The 17,485-nt window shown below is 43.0% G+C and carries 14 protein-coding genes; 1 reads left to right on the top strand and 13 read right to left on the bottom strand.

Annotated features, from left to right (window positions below):
• Positions 1 to 50 precede the first annotated feature (50 nt).
• A complete protein-coding gene (locus tag AC3E9F_RS07470; RefSeq protein ID WP_049494282.1) occupies positions 51 to 671 on the top strand; it encodes a TVP38/TMEM64 family protein in 621 nt (206 codons plus the stop codon).
• Positions 672 to 712: 41 nt separating this feature from the next.
• Here the strand turns inward: AC3E9F_RS07470 and AC3E9F_RS07465 are convergent, their stop codons facing one another.
• The 13 genes from AC3E9F_RS07465 to AC3E9F_RS07405 all read right to left on the bottom strand — a co-directional run bounded on the left by AC3E9F_RS07465 (position 713) and on the right by AC3E9F_RS07405 (position 17,480).
• Positions 713 to 1,867, bottom strand: a complete 1,155-nt coding sequence (locus AC3E9F_RS07465; RefSeq protein WP_490672970.1) for an MFS transporter — start codon at positions 1,865 to 1,867, stop codon at positions 713 to 715.
• A 179-nt stretch (positions 1,868 to 2,046) separates the two neighbouring features.
• Positions 2,047 to 2,973, bottom strand: a complete 927-nt coding sequence (ftsX, locus tag AC3E9F_RS07460) for a permease-like cell division protein FtsX (protein WP_214261600.1) — start codon at positions 2,971 to 2,973, stop codon at positions 2,047 to 2,049.
• On the bottom strand, positions 2,966 to 3,658 hold the full coding sequence (ftsE, locus tag AC3E9F_RS07455; protein WP_214261599.1) for a cell division ATP-binding protein FtsE: 693 nt from the start codon (positions 3,656 to 3,658) through the stop codon (positions 2,966 to 2,968). The genes ftsX and ftsE overlap by 8 nt, the downstream gene beginning before the upstream one ends.
• Positions 3,659 to 3,673: 15 nt before the next feature.
• A protein-coding gene (prfB, locus tag AC3E9F_RS07450; RefSeq protein WP_115253954.1) for a peptide chain release factor 2 occupies positions 3,674 to 4,769 on the bottom strand; the annotation gives its coding sequence in 2 pieces (ribosomal slippage) (positions 3,674 to 4,696 and positions 4,698 to 4,769; 1,095 coding nt in all).
• Positions 4,770 to 4,948: 179 nt separating this feature from the next.
• Positions 4,949 to 6,208 carry a TRZ/ATZ family protein gene (locus AC3E9F_RS07445; RefSeq protein ID WP_490672969.1) on the bottom strand — a complete coding sequence of 420 codons (1,260 nt, stop codon included), beginning with the start codon at positions 6,206 to 6,208 and terminating at the stop codon, positions 4,949 to 4,951.
• Positions 6,209 to 6,327: 119 nt separating this feature from the next.
• Positions 6,328 to 8,076: an ABC transporter ATP-binding protein gene (locus AC3E9F_RS07440; RefSeq protein ID WP_490672968.1), complete on the bottom strand. Its 1,749-nt coding sequence runs from the start codon at positions 8,074 to 8,076 to the stop codon at positions 6,328 to 6,330.
• A gap of 1 nt (position 8,077) precedes the next feature.
• Positions 8,078 to 9,802, bottom strand: coding sequence for an ABC transporter ATP-binding protein (locus AC3E9F_RS07435; protein WP_490672967.1), 1,725 nt, complete (start codon positions 9,800 to 9,802; stop codon positions 8,078 to 8,080).
• Positions 9,803 to 9,850: 48 nt separating this feature from the next.
• Complete coding sequence (msrB, locus tag AC3E9F_RS07430; RefSeq protein WP_263394492.1) at positions 9,851 to 10,789, bottom strand: peptide-methionine (R)-S-oxide reductase MsrB; 939 nt, start codon at positions 10,787 to 10,789, stop codon at positions 9,851 to 9,853.
• 277 nt (positions 10,790 to 11,066) lie between these two features.
• Entirely contained in the window at positions 11,067 to 11,936 is an 870-nt protein-coding gene (gene thrB / locus AC3E9F_RS07425) for a homoserine kinase (protein ID WP_214261593.1), read from the bottom strand.
• A 1-nt stretch (position 11,937) separates the two neighbouring features.
• Positions 11,938 to 13,224, bottom strand: coding sequence for a homoserine dehydrogenase (locus AC3E9F_RS07420; protein WP_263394491.1), 1,287 nt, complete (start codon positions 13,222 to 13,224; stop codon positions 11,938 to 11,940).
• A 284-nt stretch (positions 13,225 to 13,508) separates the two neighbouring features.
• A complete protein-coding gene (yaaA, locus tag AC3E9F_RS07415) occupies positions 13,509 to 14,231 on the bottom strand; it encodes a peroxide stress protein YaaA (protein WP_263394490.1) in 723 nt (240 codons plus the stop codon).
• 45 nt (positions 14,232 to 14,276) lie between these two features.
• Positions 14,277 to 14,687 carry a peptide deformylase gene (locus AC3E9F_RS07410; protein WP_263394489.1) on the bottom strand — a complete coding sequence of 137 codons (411 nt, stop codon included), beginning with the start codon at positions 14,685 to 14,687 and terminating at the stop codon, positions 14,277 to 14,279.
• A 108-nt stretch (positions 14,688 to 14,795) separates the two neighbouring features.
• Entirely contained in the window at positions 14,796 to 17,480 is a 2,685-nt protein-coding gene (locus AC3E9F_RS07405) for a cation-translocating P-type ATPase (protein ID WP_263394488.1), read from the bottom strand.
• Between the last annotated feature and the right edge of the window lie 5 nt (positions 17,481 to 17,485).

Genomic DNA, 17,485 nt, shown 5'->3' with positions numbered 1-17,485 from the left:
TCTCCCTAAAATATGGTATAGTAGAATCATACTACACAAGAGGAGTTTACATGTCACACGAGAAAGAAATGAAAGCTGTTTCTCCCCTTCTACAGCAAGCCATTCATATTTCCTCCATCGTCGGTGGAGTTGCTACTGTAATATTCTGTATCTGGGCCTATCAGGCTGGTATCTTGCATTCTAAGGAAACCCTATCTGCCTTTATCCAACAGGCGGGTGTCTGGGGGCCACCACTCTTTATTTTTTTACAGATTTTGCAGACAGTTGTTCCTATCATTCCAGGTGCTTTAACCTCTGTTGCAGGTGTCTTTATCTATGGGCATGTCATCGGGACCATTTACAATTATATCGGTATTGTCATTGGTTGTGCCATTATCTTTTACTTGGTTCGTCTCTACGGTGCACCCTTTGTTCAGTCCATGGTCAGCAAACGCACCTATGACAAGTATATCGGTTGGTTAGATGAGGGCAATCGCTTTGACCGTTTCTTTATCTTTATGATGATTTGGCCAGTTAGTCCAGCTGATTTTCTCTGCATGTTGGCTGCTTTGACCAAGATGAGCTTCAAGCGGTATATGACCATTATCATCCTGACCAAGCCCTTTACCCTGGTCGTTTACACTTATGGCTTGACCTACATCATCGATTACTTTTGGCAAATGTTTGGCTAATACACAAAAAACTCAAGGATTCATCCTTGAGTTTTTCTTTGTTAGGCTTCTTTTTTCAATAAAAATGAAACAAGTATGGATGTAGCAATCATCCATGCTCCTAGAATGATAAAGGTCATTCGACCATCTGTAGTCACCAAGCTAATCCCTGAAAGAACGAAGGGTGTTAATGATGCTCCAAAAGAACATCCCAAAACAGCATAGGAAGTTGCTTTGTTGAGGAGTTTTGCAGGAATTCGCTCAGATATCAACTGAAAGACTGTCGTCAGAGCGATGCTGTAGGCAAATCCTCCCAGGATAGAACCTGCAACCACCACCCAGAGTGAAGGGGAAAGAGCAATGATGATTTGTCCGATACCAAAAGTGACACCAGCGACCAATAGAAGTCTTTCCTTGAAGGTCGAAATCAGGAAAGAAAAGCTGATTCCAGCTAGAATCCCAATCAACTGCATAGCACTAAGTACCAAACTGGACAACTGAGCATCTCCAAATCCTGCCTCAATCATAAGACTAGGAATGCGGAAGGTGATGGCCGTATTGGTACATACAATCACTGCGGCTGCAATAGCAAGGAAGAAAATCAATTGGAGCATGGAACGAGTCAGTTTCGTTGCTTCTTCTGTCTGATGCTTGGACTCATGAACTTCTGCGTTTCCATAAGGGACAAATAGAAGAAAGAGCACCAAGACTACCAAGCCTGCAGCATAGGCTAGGAAGGTTGCAGTCCATCCAAAGGCCAAGAGCTGACCGACTGCCAGCGTCAAGATGGATGCTCCTACGACTTCGGCAGACCCACGAAAACCAAGCATTTGGATACGAGTTTTCCCGTGATAGCGTTCACTGATGATCGAGATGGCCTTGGCATTGAGCATTCCTACTCCAAGCCCAAATAGCAAGCGTGTCGCAAAGACAAAGTAATAACCCTGATACCAGAAAGGCGCTGTTCCGCTGATGGATAAAATCAAAAGTCCCAAGGTCAACTGGAGGCGTTCAGGAAAAATACGCTCTAAAACTCCGTTCAATAAAAGCATGGCCATAATCCCAAATGATGGGAGGCTGACCAAGAGTTCGACCTGACCAGTCGAATAGCCCTGATAATAGTCAAACATAGCAGGCAGGGCGCTCGAAATTGAAAACGATGTGATCAATACTAACGATAGGGAGAGTATGCTCACTTTTTCCAAAAATTGTTTCATCTTTTCCTCATTCATTGTTCATTTTTCATATTAGTAAAAAGGTCCTTTCCTATCATACACTCTTTAGCCAAAATTGGCAAGCGACTGAGCACCAAGACCAAAAGAAAAAGCGGGGCATCAAGAGCTGTGAAGTCTTGATGACATCCCACTTTTTTATGTGTTTTATCAAGTTATGTGACTTAGATTTTCAAGAATCGACGCATTGAGATTCCTGAACCAAGTGAACCGATACAGATTCCGATGAGGAACAAGAGTCCAATCATCAATGGAATAAAGGTATTCGGTGTAATCAAAGATAGGTTTTGACCAACCAAGGATGGGTTGACAGATTGGAACACTCGGTTATAGATCAAGTAAACCAAAGCCGATGGGAGGGCTGCTCCCAACAATCCGATAAAGGCACCTTCTAGCAAGAATGGGCCACGGATGTAACCGTTCTTGGCACCAACCAAACGCATGATTTGGATTTCACGGCTACGTGAAATGATGGTAATACGGATGGTATTTGAAATCAAGAAGACTGCGATGAAAATCAAGAGTCCTGCGATGACCAATCCCCAAACACGGATGAAGGAAGCCAACTTGAAGAGACGTTCGGTATTGGCACCACCGTCTTGAACTTCAGAGACACCTTCGATTTTCTTAGCTGCTTCAGCTACTGGTTTTACATCACTTGGTGAATTGGTATCTACGATGTAGGCATCATGGAGAGGGTTTGCGTCTCCTTCAAACACCTTCCACTCGTCACCCATAGTTTCAGTCAGCTTTTGGTACTGCTCTTCTTTACTTGAGAAGGTTACATTTTTAACAGCTGGCAAAGCTTTGAGGGCATCGTAGACCTTGTGGTAGTCATTGTTCGTGACTGTTTGGCCTTCTTTTACAATGGTTTCACTGTTGTCTTCAACGTCTTTACGAACATAAACCATGACGCGGACGTTGTTTTCAATATCAGTTGCTAATTTCGCAGTGTTAAAAATAACTGAAGCAAAGATAGCAACCAAGGTCAAGGTAATCATTACTGAACTGATGGCAGCAATGGTCATCCATCCATTACGCTTTAAACTCTTTAAAGCTTCGAACAGATGGCGGAAAAATCTACTAATCATCGTATCCGTACTCTCCTTTCGCTTCATCACGTACCACGCGACCATTCTCGATGGCAATAACGCGGTGGCGCAAGGTATTTACGATTTGGCTGTTGTGGGTCGCCATCAAAACAGTTGTTCCTTGAAGATTGATACGTTCCAAGAGGTTCATGATTTCCCATGAGTTATCTGGGTCCAAGTTTCCTGTTGGTTCGTCGGCAATCAAAACCTTAGGATTGTTTACGATAGCACGCGCGATGGCGATACGTTGTTGCTCACCACCTGAAAGTTCATTCGGGAATGAACGAACCTTGTGCTTCAAACCGACAAGGTCCAAGACTTCCATAACACGTTTTTTGATGTTGCGACGACTTTCACCAACAACCTCCATGGCGTAAGCAATGTTCTCATAAACGGTTTTCTTTGGCAAAAGTTTGTAATCCTGAAAGACTACTCCGACATTTCTACGCAAGTACGGAATATCTTTCTTTTTAATCTTAACGAGGTTATAACCTGCAACTTGCAAGCTTCCTTTGTCGATTTTGACCTCACGATACAAGGCACGGATAAAGGTTGATTTACCAGCACCTGAAGGTCCTACGATGTAGGCAAATTCTCCTGCATCGATATTTACAGTGATGCCACGTAGGGCTGTTGTCCCGTTGTCATATTTTTTGACAACATCTCTCATTTCAATGATTGACATGTGACTTCCTTTCTTTTAACTGATACGCCATTTCAGATAAGCATCGATGAAACCATCTAGGTCTCCATCCATAACCTTATCTACTTGCGCTACTTCAAAGTTGGTACGATGGTCTTTTACCATTGTATAAGGCGTAAATACATAGGAGCGGATTTGGCTTCCCCATGTAATTTCCTTTTTCTCACCCTTGAGCGAGTCTACCTCAGCAGCTTTCTTTTCCTGCTCCATCTGGTAGAGTTTTGCCTGAAGCATCTTCATAGCACGGTCACGGTTTCCGTACTGAGTACGGTCGACGGTTGATGCTACGACGATCCCTGTCGGAATGTGAGTCAAGCGGACACCTGTTGAAACCTTGTTGACGTTTTGTCCACCTGCTCCACCTGAACGGAAGGTATCCATCTTGATATCATCCTCACGGATGTCAACTTCGATAGTATCATCCAACTCTGGCATAACTTCTACAGAAGTAAATGAGGTGTGGCGACGTTTAGCAGAGTCAAATGGTGAGATACGAACCAAACGGTGAACTCCCATCTCTGACTTGAGAAGACCATAAGCATTTGGTCCTTCAAAAGACAAGGTTACTGACTTGATTCCTGCCTCATCACCTGCTTGGTAGTCTAAGACCTCAACCTTGAAGCCTTTGGCATTTCCATAGCGAGTATACATACGAAGGAGCATATCGCCCCAGTCTTGAGCCTCTGTCCCCCCTGAACCAGGATGGATTTCAAGGATGGCATTGTTGTGATCGTAGGGTTCTGACAAGAGAAGGGTCATTTCGTAGCTGGTCATCATCTGATCTAACTCAGAGAGTTTCTCAACTAGCTCATCCTTAACGGATTCATCCTCTGCCAAAAAGTCCAGTAAAATCTCAACTTCATCCTGCAACTCATCCATCTTGTGGAAGGTATTATAGGTATTTTTTAGTTCGTTTAATTCTTGCGACGTTTTTTGGGCCGCAATATTATCGTTCCAAAAATCAGGTTCTGTCATTTTGTTTTCCAAAATGGCAATTTCTTCCTCTAAACCTTCGAGGTCAAAGAGACCCCCTGAAAGAAGCTAATTTTTCACGATTTGCGTCAATTTTTTGACGAATTTCTGAAATGTCCATACATACTCCTTTAATTGTATCGTTTTATTATACCATAATTTTTTTTATTTATCTAATCGGTGTTTTTCGAATTTATGATCCATATATTTCTGCAAGACATCTACTCGCCTGATTTCTAGCAAAATTTTAAAAATCTCACAAGAAATTTCCTATGAGATTTCGTAAATTTATACTAGTTTTTACAATTCTACAGTCAACACTTGACCGTCTTTTACGACTTGTTCACCAGCAATATAGACATGATCAACATCACTGGATTTGACAGCGTAAACTAGGTGAGACAGCATGTTTTCTTGAGGTTGGAGATGGATTTTTCCTTGCGGTTGTATGACGAGAAAATCTGCTTGCTTGCCGACTTCTAGACTACCAATCTCATCTTCCATTCCCAACACCTTAGCTCCTTCAATAGTCAGTGCCTTGAGGGCAGTCTCTATTGGAAATTGACTGGCATCACCGCTCTTCATTTTCTGTAAAAGGGCTGCGGTGCGTCCTTCCTCAAACATATCAAGGTTATTATTAGAAGCAACGGAGTCCGTTGCGATACCGACTGGCACTCCAGCTTGTTGAAGTTGAACAACTGGTGCTATCCCTGAAGCTAGTTTGAGGTTGCTGATAGGATTGTGAGCGATGGCAACTTGCGAATCTGCCAAGCGGGTAATTTCTGCTTCATTCAACTCCACACCATGGGCAAAGACAGCCTGATGGTCTAAATAGCCAAGTTCATCTAGAAAGGCTATTGGACGTTTGCCATAACGCTTCAGGATAATTCCTGACTCTTCCTGGGTTTCTGCAACGTGGATATGAAGGGGAATGTCTTCTTCTTTTGCTAGTTCTAAGCTAGCTTCCAGCAATTCTCGACTACAACTGTAGGGCGAATGAGGAGCCACCATGGCCTTGAAATTGGGATCCTGATAGCCTTTGATTGTCTCGATAACAGATCGTGTTCTGGCAACAGTCTCATCTGTCGTCTCCATGTCTGAAGAAAAGAGGGTTGGAGAAAAATAGCATCGCATCTTGGATGCCTTAACAGCCTCATAAATCTTCTCTATCTCCACACCATTGGGATTATACATGTCATTGAAGGTCGTTGTCCCTGATTGGAGCATCTCTGTCAGAGCTTCTTTGACAGCCTTTGTGGTCATCTCTGGTGTAAACTGAGCTTCTGCTGGCCAGATATATTCCTCTAGCCATTCGTGGAGATTGCTATCATCACGAATCCCTCTCAAGCCTGTCATGGCAGAATGGGTATGGCAGTTGACCAAGCCCGGCATGATCCAGGCTCCCTGATAGTCTATCAGCTGTTCAGCTTGATCTAAGATTTCTTGTTTCTCTTGGCCGACATAGACGATTTGAGATCCTTTGACCGCTAAAATCCCATCTAGATAGACATGGAAATCTTGGTCACAAGTCACGATATTTACATTCTGATAGACTTTCATCCCTAGGCTCCTTTTCTATATAAGTATTCATACTGGATAATTTTTCTAGCTATTGTAACAAAAAAGTCACCCGAAGGCAACTCTTCTTGTTGTTTATTGGATTAAAAACGTTTTACGATTTACTCTGGACTAAAAGCTGCTACTTGCTGCATTTGATAGTATTTACCTTTTCTCGTCATGAGTTCCTCATGATTGCCATATTCGACAATATCTCCATCGACCAAGACAAGAATCAAATCAGCATCTTGAATGGTCGATAAACGGTGGGCAATGATAAAGCTTGTCCGCCCTTTCATGAGTTTGGCAAAGGCGTCCTGAACCAGCACCTCTGTCCGAGTATCGATGGATGAAGTCGCCTCGTCTAATATCAGAATCTTAGGAATGGCTAGAAAGACACGGGCAATGGTTAAAAGCTGAGCCTGACCGACAGATAAAGATTCACCTGCATTTTCAAGCTTGGTATCATAGCCCTGTGGCAATTGTTGGATAAAGAAATCCGCATTTGCTGCCTTGGCTGCTACAATGACCTGCTCTCGGCTAGCATCAGGATTGCCAAAAGCAATATTGTCATGAATGGTTCCCTGCTTAAGCCAAGTTTCTTGGAGCACCATCCCAAACTGTTGTCGAAGAGATGCTCTAGTATAGTCGTAAATCGAACGACCATCTAGCAAAATATCTCCTGAATTAATCGGGTAAAAACGCATGAGGAGATTGATAAGGGTAGACTTCCCTGCACCCGTTGGTCCAACGATAGCAACCTTACTACCCGCTGGGATATCAATAGACAAGTCTTTAATCAAGATCTTTTCAGGATTGTAACCAAAAGAAACATGTTTAAAGGAAATAGCTCCCTTGACTTGGTCGCTGTTCAATTCTTTAAGACCTGTTTCTGTAACCTCTTGACTTTTTAGAACAGCATAAACACGTTCTGCACAAGCTAAGGCGCTTTGCAACTCGGCTAAGACTGATGAAATATCGTTAAAAGGCTTGGTGTACTGCTGCACATAGTTCAAAAAGGTCACTAAACGCCCAACCGTCAAAGTAGAACCCGCCATGATGCGCAAGGCTCCAACACCAGCTAGTAGGGCATAAATGAGGGCATTAACAAAACGGGTGGAAGGATTGACTGTCGATGAATAAAAGATAGCCGACTGAGAATAACCTGCGTAGTTGTCATTTGCCTCATGAAGTCTCTCGATAAATTCTTCCTGAGCATTAAAAGACTGGATAATGTTTTGCTGACTAAGTGACTCTTCAATCAGCTGGGTTTGAATCCCCCTAGTCTCCGTCTGCTTCTGAAAGAGATGGTAGGACCTCTTAGCGATAAAGCGTGAAATGACCATAGACAGGGGTGTTAAGAGCAGAACCAATAGCGTCATCAAGAGATGAATTTGGAGCATGGCAAGGATGCTGACCAAGATCATCAATACTCCGATGAAAAATTGGTTGAAAATCATATTCAGACCCGCTGCCAACTGTTCAATATCAGTCGTCACACGGCTGACCATTTCCCCACTACCTTGTCTATCTACAAGGGCAATCGGCAAACGATGGAGTTTCTCAATGATTTTTTCTCTCAAATCTCTGGTGTATGAGAAAATGAGGCGATTATAAAGGAGCGGATTGGCCCATTGCACTAGCGTATTTCCGATAACCACCAAAATCATCTGGAGGAAGATCTGCCAAAATACCTGAGATGAGCCCGTCACTAAGACTTGGTCAATCACCTGTCCAATCAAGATTGGCAGATAGATGGATAGGGCAACTTGAGCAATGGTCCCCAAGAAAGCCAGGAAAAGAAGGATGGGATGACTTGCTAAATCTTTTGCTAAGCGTTTAAGGGCTTGACTTGCATGTTTGCCTTTCATTCTAGTCCTCCTTTCCATGTTGGGATGCATTGATTTCACGATAGACTTGACTCGTCTTCATCAATTCTTCATGATTTCCAAGTGCTAATTGTTGCCCCTTCTCTAAAAGAAGAATCTGGTCCGCAATCTTCAAGGTCGAAGTTCGTTGGGAAATCAGGATCAAACTAGTATTTGGCAAGTTTTCCTGAATGGCCGTTAGAAGATTAGACTCAGTTATCGTATCAAGGGCTGAAGTCGCATCATCCATGATAAGAAAAGGTGCTTGGCGTAAAACTGCTCGGGCAATGGACAAGCGTTGCTTTTGTCCACCTGAGAAATTACGGCCTCCTGCTTGAACCTCTGCGTCCAAGAGCCCCTCTTTTTCACTGACAAAATCTTTGGCTTGGGCAATTTCCAAAGCCTGCCAGAGTTCTTGATCAGAAACTGTCTCTTCCATACCCAAAGTCAAGTTGGAACGGATAGTTCCCTTAAAGAGTTCAACCTTTTGAGGGACATAGGCCATCCAAGAACGCCATTCAGAAAGATTTCGAGGGCTACGCCCATCTCGATAAAGGGAAATGCTTCCCTTATCTGCCAAATAGAGACCAATCAAAACCTGAACCAAGGTTGACTTACCAGAACCCGTCCCACCGATGATCCCAAGAATTTGCCCTTCTTTCATTCCAAAAGAAATATCTCTTAGAGAAGGTTGAGCTGCATCTGGATAGGTAAAGGTCAAGTGACTGGCTTGTAAAACTTGGGCACCAGACACTCTTCCTGCCTGAATCTCAGAATGAATATCCTCAGGTTCTTCAGCAAAAACTTCCTCAACCCGCTTGGCAGAAATATAGGACTGGTTGAGTGAATTGATGAGCATGGCCAGTTTGATTAACTCTACCAAGATTTGCAGGAGATAGTTGATTAAGGCAATCAAGGCACCTTGACTGAGCCAACCCCCTTGGATAGAAATATAACCATTCCAGATAATCACCAGCAAAGTTCCATTGACGATCAAATAGGTTAAGGGGGTCAAGAGACTGGACCAGTATCCTGTTTTCATTTGGATAGCTGTATAGACTTGATTGAGTACTTGGAAGTTCTCGATTTCTCGTTTTTCTTGGCCAAAGGCACGAATCACACGCATACCTTGTATCTGTTGGCGTGTTTCCTGAACCAGCTGGTCTGTTTTCTTTCTCAAAATACTATAGAGAGGATTGACCAAGCGTGATAACACGACAATGACAAAGGACAAAATGGAGACCATGACCAAAAACCAGAAGGTCAATTCAGGCGAGAGACGATAGGCCATAAAAATGGCACCAAAAACAATAATAGGAGCCCTTAAAAATAGACGTAAAAATTGATTAATCCCTGTCTGAATCTGATAAGTATCTGAAGTCAAACGCGTCACCAAACTCGAGGTCGTTAAGCGGTCTCTACTATCCTTGGGCAAGGAAAGAATATGACGATAGAGGTCATTGGTCAACTCCTTGGCAAATCCTACTGCTGCCTTTGCTGAGTAAAACTGAGCAACTAAGGCTACCAAGACGCCGATAACCGCAAAAACAAAGAGGAAACCCATTTGCATCCAGAGATGTCCCTGATCTTTTTGGGGGATAGATTGGTCGACAATCCCAGCTATCACCATGGGAACCAAGAGTTCAAAAACGGCTTCTAGCAACTTAAACAAGGGCGCTAGAAACGACTCCTTGAGGTAGGGTTTAAAGTAAGAAAGTAAGTGTTTCATAAGTCCCTTCTATTCCAAAATGAAGAAGGTGGAAAAACCACCATCTTTTTACTTGTTCAAATATGGAAGTAGGTAGCCATAGCCTGCTTCTTCCATTTCATCCTTAGCGATAAAACGTAAGGATGCAGAATTGATACAATAGCGTAATCCACCTAGTTCACGAGGGCCATCTGTGAAGACATGACCCAAGTGAGCATTCCCCGAACGTGAACGAACTTCGATACGCTCCATCCCGTGACTCAAGTCCTGGTAGTAATGAATGAGTTCCTTGGAAATAGGACGGCTAAAACTTGGCCAACCACAGCCAGAGGCAAACTTATCCTTGGCAAAGAAGAGGGGCTCCCCAGTCGTGATATCGACATAAATCCCTTCCTCAAAAGTTTGGTCATAAGCATTGCTAAAAGGAGCTTCCGTTGCAGCCTCTTGGGTAACTCGGTAGGATTCCTCAGATAGTTTTTCTTTTAGCACTGCTTGACTCGGTTTTTCATAGTTGGCCGCATCAATCAATGGTTTCTCTGCATCTCTCACATCAATGTGGCAATAACCACCAGGATTTTTCTTGAGATAGTCTTGGTGATAGTCTTCAGCCAAGATGTAGTGACGTAGTTTCTCCACTTCCACTGCTATTTTACGACCGATGAGGAGTTCTTGTTCGCGAACTACTGTATTGATCGTTGGTAGATCAGCTTCTTCTAGGTAATAAATCCCTGTGCGGTATTGACGACCACGATCATTTCCTTGTTGATTGACAGATAATGGATCAATAACTCGGAAATAATAGAGTAAAATCTCACGGAGCGAGACTGCCTTTTCATCATAAATGACTTGCACAGTCTCTGCGTGATCTGTTTCTTTGATCAGTTGATAATTGGTGGTTTCTACCTGACCATTGGCATAACCAACACTTGTTTGCAATACTCCAGAAATACGGGAAAAGTATTCCTCTAAGCCCCAAAAACAACCGCCTGCTAGATATATTTCTGTCATTTCAAATCCTCCTTGACCGTCTGTCGGTCACTAAACATGGGAAACATTTCATACTCTTCGAAAATCTCTTCAAACCACGTCAGCTTCGCCTTGCCGTAGATATATGTAACTGACATCGTCAGTCTTATCTACAACCTCAAAGCAGTGCTTTGAGCAGCCTGCAGCTCGCTTCCTAGTTTGCTCTTTGATTTTCATTGAGTATCAATTCCCATGTTTCATTTTCAAAAAAAGGACAGGAAGCCCTCTAATAGAGAGTTTCCCCATCCTATTGTTCTGTTTATTTTGCTTCGACACGAACACCTTGTGTATCTACTTGCAAATCATGAAGCTTGCCTTTGAAAGGTTGCTTTTCAAGCTCTGCCTTAATCTTAGGCATCTTGTCAGGATCAGCCAAGACCATGACGGTCGGACCAGCACCAGAGAGGTAGGTCGCATAAGCACCATTTCTCTTGGCAATTTTCTTGATAGTCGCAAATTCTCTCACCAGTTCTTGACGGTAACGCTCATGGAAAAGGTCACTCTCAATAGCCTGGCCTGCTTTGACCATATCTCCAGTCAGTAGGGCTGCAATTGCCACATTGGCGATAGAACTTGCTGCAACAGCTTCCTTGTATGAGAGTTTCTTAGGCAAGACACCACGACTATCGCGAGTTCGCAATTCATAGTTTGGAATATAAGCTAGGAAAGCACACTCTGGGAAAGGCACCACAACAGCTGAAACCTGACCTTCTACCGAGCTCGCAATGACCAGATTTCCATAGATAGCAGGTGCAACATTATCAGGATGTCCTTCAATCTTAGTTGCCAATTGCAACTTCTCGTGATCCGTTAATTTAAGATTTCCTAATTGATTTGCCAGTTCAATCCCAGCAACAATGACTGAACTAGAAGAACCGAGTCCACGCGCAAGAGGAATATCACTGACCATCTTCAAACGTCTTGGTTGTAGGTCTGGAGCAATTTGTAGAGCAATCTTGAGCAAAAGATTACGCTCGTCACGTGGAATCCATTTGCCTAATTGATGCTCAATCATCCATTCTTCACGTTCCTCACAAACCTGAATTTCTAGATACTTAGTTACAGCTACACCAACCGAGTCAAAACCTGGACCCACATTAGCACTTGTAGCAGGTACAATAATCTTCATCTTAGTCTCCTAAAACCTTGAAGGTATTGAGAAGTTCAAACTCAGATACACGCTTCAAAGCTGCTGTAATATTTTCAAGTTGCGCCTTGTTGATTTTATGAGTGATGATGACAATACGAGCCTTACCTTCTTGCTTACCATCTTGTAGGATTTGCTTGAAGGAAATATCTTCTGCGTTAAAGAGTTCAGCCAATTTCAAGACTTGACCTTTTGAGTCTGGAGCCAAGATTGAGAAATAGTAGTTGGCTTTGACATCTTCTGGCTTAGCCAAGACCACTGGACGGCTGTATTCATTAAAGGCTTTTCCAATTGTTCCATCATTCAAACGACGAACGATACGGGCAATATCAGCCACAACACTTGTTGCAGTTGGTTTTTGACCTGCACCTGGTCCGTAGTACATAGACTCGCCGATACCGATAGATTCCACAAAGACAGCATTCATAACACCGTTAACACTTGCTAGTGGGTGTTCTTTAGGAAGGAAGGTTGGTGTAACCTCAGCAGCGATTCCAGAAGCTGTTTCTTCGATAGAACCAACTAATTTCACAACATAACCAAGTTCTTGAGCTACTGCTACATCTTCTGGAGTGATGTTGCGAATTCCTTGGTGACCAACATCTTCAAACTTGACATTCATCCCAAAAGCAAACTGGCTAAGGATGACCATCTTGTAGGCTGCATCAATCCCGTCCACATCATTGGTTGGGTCGCTTTCAGCGAAGCCAAGTCGTTGGGCTTCTGCCAAAGCATCCTCGTAAGACCAACCTTCGGTTACCATTTTAGTCATCATGAAGTTTGATGTTCCATTGACAACACCAAGAACACGTGTGATTTTGTCTGATGCTAGTGAGTTAACCAAGGTACGAAGGATTGGAATTCCTCCTGCAACAGCTGCTTCGTAGTAGAGAGCAACATTGTGAGTTTTAGCAATTTCAAGCAATTCTGCACCATGGACTGCCAAAAGGTCCTTGTTGGCTGTTACGACGTGTTTCCCTGCTTCTAACGCACGAGTGATAAAGGTTTTTGCAGGCTCGATACGTCCCATCAACTCAACAACGATCGTGATGTCTTTGTCTGACAAGATTTCATCGATATTTGTTACAAAATTAAAATCATTTCCCGCTTCAAGCAAGCGTGCTTTTTCTTGATCATCTTTGACCAAAACTTTAGCTACTTCAATTTCTGACTGGGCTGCTTGAACGATTTTTTCTCTATTTTCCTTTAGCAAGAATGGTACACCACTGGCTACTGTACCAAATCCAAGTAAAGCAATCTTAACTGACATGTTTGTCTCCTCGAAATTTTCTAATAGTCCTATTATACCAAAATTGTGAGAAAATTCCTACCATTCTAAACTAAAAATAGGAGCACCAAATTACAAAAAAGGGCTGGGACAAAAGTCCTAGCCTCTCATTTGTCTATGGATTGTCGAGCAAGACGCAGTGGTTGAGTGGGCTCCACTAGGCTGATTTCATCAGCTTTTACAGCCCTACTCAACTGTGCGGAGGTGGGACGACGAAATCGAATTCTAACGAATTACCGATTTCTGTCCCTCTCTCTATTTTCTATCTATTTCACAAAAGCCAATTCCTTGTCACCAGACAAGTCTTCTCGATAATTGAAATCCGCAAAGCTGAGCTTTTTAATCTCTTCAACCGAAGTGACCTGACCTTCCATCAAGGCTGTTAAGAAAGCACCTCTGGCTTTTTTTGAAATGGTTGAATGGATTTTTAGTTTACCATCTCGCTCTTCCATAAACTTAAAGGTCACCATCTTCTCTCGGATTTCTTTTGGAAAGACATTTTCAAATTCAGAAGACAAGAGTGAAAAGATTAGTTCTTCACCCTTCAGCGACTCTTCATAGGCTGACTGCCAGTGACTTTTCAGGCTTTTTCCAGCGACTTTGAGTTTCATCAAAAAGTCCAGTCTGTGGGGAGCAATGGGTGCAAAGGCCGGGATCACACCATAGAGAGCTGATGTTATCGTGAGGTGTTTCTCCAGATAGGCTTGCTCCGCTTGGGTTAGATTATCCCGTTTGATGTTGCGATACATGAGCCCATCAAAGAGGTGCAAGGCAGGATAGTTTCTAGCCGTTCCATTTTTCAAGGCTTGGATATGGTCATACTCCTCTTGCGCCTTTTCGGCAGAGATTTTATAAAAACTCTCTAAATCTTGGGCAGAATATCTAGCTAATTCATCCAGAACAGCCTGACTCTCAGGACACAATGGTTTAGCCTCTAAACTAGGGATTTCAGTGTTCATTTCTTTTGCAGTTGGGATTAAAATTTTCATAGTGTTAGTGTAGCATATTTTTCTAGGAGCACCAAGGATTTGAGCCTAAATGATACGTCCTTCCAAATGATCCAATTCATGCTGACAAATCTGAGCCGGAAAACCTGTCAGGGTAATGGTCTTCTCTTGCCAATGAACATCTCTGTAACTTACTGTAATTTTTTCATATCTGGTTGTTTCTCTCACTCCTGTCAAAGACAAACATCCTTCCTCGGTTTCGTAAGGCCCCTCAAAAGACTTGAGAACGGGATTAAACATAACCATGGGAATCATGCCAATATTAAAAATAATCACGCGCTTTTGCACCCCAATCATATTGGCTGCTAGTCCAACACAAGTTTCACGATTAGCCAGTAAGGTGTCCTGCAAATCCTTTGCTAGAGGCAAATCCTCTTGACTCGCAGGTTGGGATACTTGCGATAAAAACATCATATCTTTTACAATTTTCTTTTCCAACTACTATTCCTCCACCTTTATCATTCTACTTGATTATAGCACAAAATCTTTGTCAATTTATCATATATAAAAGCAAAAAAGCCATCCGAAGATGACTTTTCATAGTGCTTAAATGGCGTTTTTATCTTTTCCGAGTGCTCGTTGGATTGCTTTAACAATTTCAACAAGGATAACAATCATAAGTGCTCCTATAGCAACCACCATCCATTGAGTCAAGCTCAAATGTGAAACGTGGAAGAGGCTGTTAAATCCTGGAACCAAAATTGTCACCATCAAGAGGACAAAGGCAACTGGAATTGACCAGTTAAAGGTCTTGTTCTTGAAGAGTCCGACTGTAAAGATTGATTGGTAAACAGACTTGACGTTAAAGGCATGGAGCAATTGGATCAAACCAAGAGTTGCAAAAGCCATGGTAAGGGCATCTGCGTGGATTTCAGATTGAACTTGATGCTCTGGGAAGAGAATTGCCCAACCATAGACACCAAGAACGAGCATGGTTTGGAAGATACCTTGATAAAGGATAGCTCCGAATACACCACCGTCAAAGAAGTTTGACTTACGGCCACGAGGTTTGTGGGTCATAACGCCTGGCTCAGCTGGTTCAACACCAAGAGCGATGGCTGGTAGCGTATCTGTTACCAAGTTAATCCATAGAAGATGCACTGGTTGTAACACATCCCAACCAAAGAGGGTTGCAAAGAAGATGGTGAAGACCTCAGCCATATTGGCAGACAAGAGGTATTGAATGGATTTTTGGATATTAGAGAAGACCTTACGTCCTTCTTCAACCGCTACGATAATGGTTGCAAAGTTGTCATCGGCAAGGACCATATCAGAAGCTCCCTTAGAAACCTCTGTACCAGTGATCCCCATACCAATACCGATATCAGCTGTCTTAAGTGACGGTGCGTCATTAACCCCGTCACCTGTCATGGCAACAACTTTACCTTCTTTTTGCCATGCTTTCACGATACGAACCTTGTGCTCAGGTGATACACGAGCGTAAACAGAGTATTGCTTGAAGACTTTTTGGAATTCTTCATCAGTGAGTTCATTCAACTCAGCACCCGTGAAGACATGGTCTTCTGTATCATTTGGATCGATGATTCCAAGACGTTTAGCAATAGCCTCTGCTGTATCTTGGTGGTCACCCGTGATCATGATTGGACGGATACCTGCTTCTTTAGCGACACGGACAGCTTCTGCTGCTTCAGGACGTTCAGGGTCAATCATGCCGACCAAACCAGAGAAGATGAGGTCAGATTCAACAATTTCAGATTCCAAGGTTGGAATTTCATTGCTTGTCTTATAAGCCATCATTAAGACACGAAGGGCTTGTTTAGCCAAATCTTTGTTGGTTGTGAGGATAGCATTCTTGTCTTCTTCTGTGATTGGACGAACTTCCCCATTAACTTCAATACGAGTCACACGCTTGAGCAATTGGTCAGGAGCACCCTTAACAGCGATAAAGTAAGTACCGTCTGCTTCCTTATGGATAGTCGACATAAGTTTACGTTCTGAGTCAAATGGCAACTCTGCCACACGTGGCTCATTCTTCAAAACTTCACGGACATCAAAATTGTGGTCCAAACCAAACTGAACAAGAGCTGTCTCCGTTGGATCTCCAATCAACTTGCCAGATGGGTCCACCTTAGTATCATTGGCAAAGTTCATGATACGAAGGGTATTGTTGCTAGGAGCAATCTCAGCTGCAGAGCTTTGCAATTGACCGTTGGTGTAGACCTTCTCAACAGTCATTTGGTTCATGGTCAAAGTACCTGTTTTATCAGATGCGATGATTTCTGTTGAACCAAGAGTTTCAACCGCTGGCAATTTACGAACGATAGAATTACGTTTAGCAAGAGTAGTTGTTCCTAAAGATAGAACGATAGTTACAATGGCAGGAAGTCCTTCTGGAATCGCCGCAACCGCAAGGGCTACCGCAACCATCAAGCCTTCTAATGGATGCTCTCCACGAACGAAGACACCAACTAAGAAAGTAATGACCGCAATCACAACGATTAAGTAAGTCAAGACTTTAGATAATTGTTCCAAGCTTTGCTTCAATGGTGTTTCAGTCTCATCGGCATTAGCCAACATATCTGCAATCTTACCAACTTCTGTATACATACCAGTGTTTGTTACGACACCAATACCACGACCATAAGTTACATTTGAGTTTTGGTAACCCATATTAACGCGATCCCCAATACCAGCATCTGCTTCAACAAGTCCTGTCACATCTTTTTCAACTGGCACAGACTCCCCTGTAAGAGCTGCTTCTTCGATTTTAAGAGAAGCTGCTTCCAGCAAACGCATATCTGCAGGCACGACATCTCCCGCTTCAAGCAAGACGATATCTCCGGGTACCAATTCTTTTGAGTCAATCTCAATAACATGGCCATCACGACGAACACGAGCCATGGGGCTAGACATATTTTTCAGTGCTTCAATCGCTGCTTCTGCTTGCCCTTCTTGGTAAACACCAAAGGCTGCATTCAAGACAACAACGGCCAAGATGATAATGGCATCTGTTAAACCATCCATCCCTTCTGTAATCACAGAAAGTGCCGCTGCCGCAAGCAAGATGATAATCATCAAATCCTTAAATTGATCTAGGAATTTAGCTAGCAGGCTACGTTTCTCACCCTCATCCAACTCATTACGCCCATATGTCGCTAGGCGTTCTTGAGCTTGAGCAGTTGACAAACCTTCGATAGATGAGTCCAAATTCTTTAGGACTTCCTCAGAAGATTGCGTGTAAAACAAATCTTTATTTTGTTCTTTTGACAAAACAG

Source organism: Streptococcus sp. SCPM-O-B-15277 (M60) (assembly GCF_058200335.1).
The sequence above is the reverse complement of the archived record's forward strand: the minus strand, read 5'-3'. Positions and strand labels throughout refer to the sequence as shown.

Bases quoted from the DNA above. Each gene is read 5' to 3' on its own strand.
- ftsE (WP_214261599.1), bottom strand. From the start codon at position 3,658: ATGTCAATCATTGAAATGAGAGATGTTGTCAAAAAATATGACAACGGG.
- AC3E9F_RS07435 (WP_490672967.1), bottom strand. From the start codon at position 9,802: ATGAAACACTTACTTTCTTACTTTAAACCCTACCTCAAGGAGTCGTTT.
- AC3E9F_RS07420 (WP_263394491.1), bottom strand. From the start codon at position 13,224: ATGTCAGTTAAGATTGCTTTACTTGGATTTGGTACAGTAGCCAGTGGT.
- ftsX (WP_214261600.1), bottom strand. From the start codon at position 2,973: ATGATTAGTAGATTTTTCCGCCATCTGTTCGAAGCTTTAAAGAGTTTA.
- thrB (WP_214261593.1), bottom strand. From the start codon at position 11,936: ATGAAGATTATTGTACCTGCTACAAGTGCTAATGTGGGTCCAGGTTTT.
- AC3E9F_RS07440 (WP_490672968.1), bottom strand. From the start codon at position 8,076: ATGAAAGGCAAACATGCAAGTCAAGCCCTTAAACGCTTAGCAAAAGAT.
- AC3E9F_RS07465 (WP_490672970.1), bottom strand. From the start codon at position 1,867: ATGAAACAATTTTTGGAAAAAGTGAGCATACTCTCCCTATCGTTAGTA.
- yaaA (WP_263394490.1), bottom strand. From the start codon at position 14,231: ATGAAAATTTTAATCCCAACTGCAAAAGAAATGAACACTGAAATCCCT.
- msrB (WP_263394492.1), bottom strand. From the start codon at position 10,789: ATGACAGAAATATATCTAGCAGGCGGTTGTTTTTGGGGCTTAGAGGAA.
- AC3E9F_RS07470 (WP_049494282.1), top strand. From the start codon at position 51: ATGTCACACGAGAAAGAAATGAAAGCTGTTTCTCCCCTTCTACAGCAA.
- AC3E9F_RS07445 (WP_490672969.1), bottom strand. From the start codon at position 6,208: ATGAAAGTCTATCAGAATGTAAATATCGTGACTTGTGACCAAGATTTC.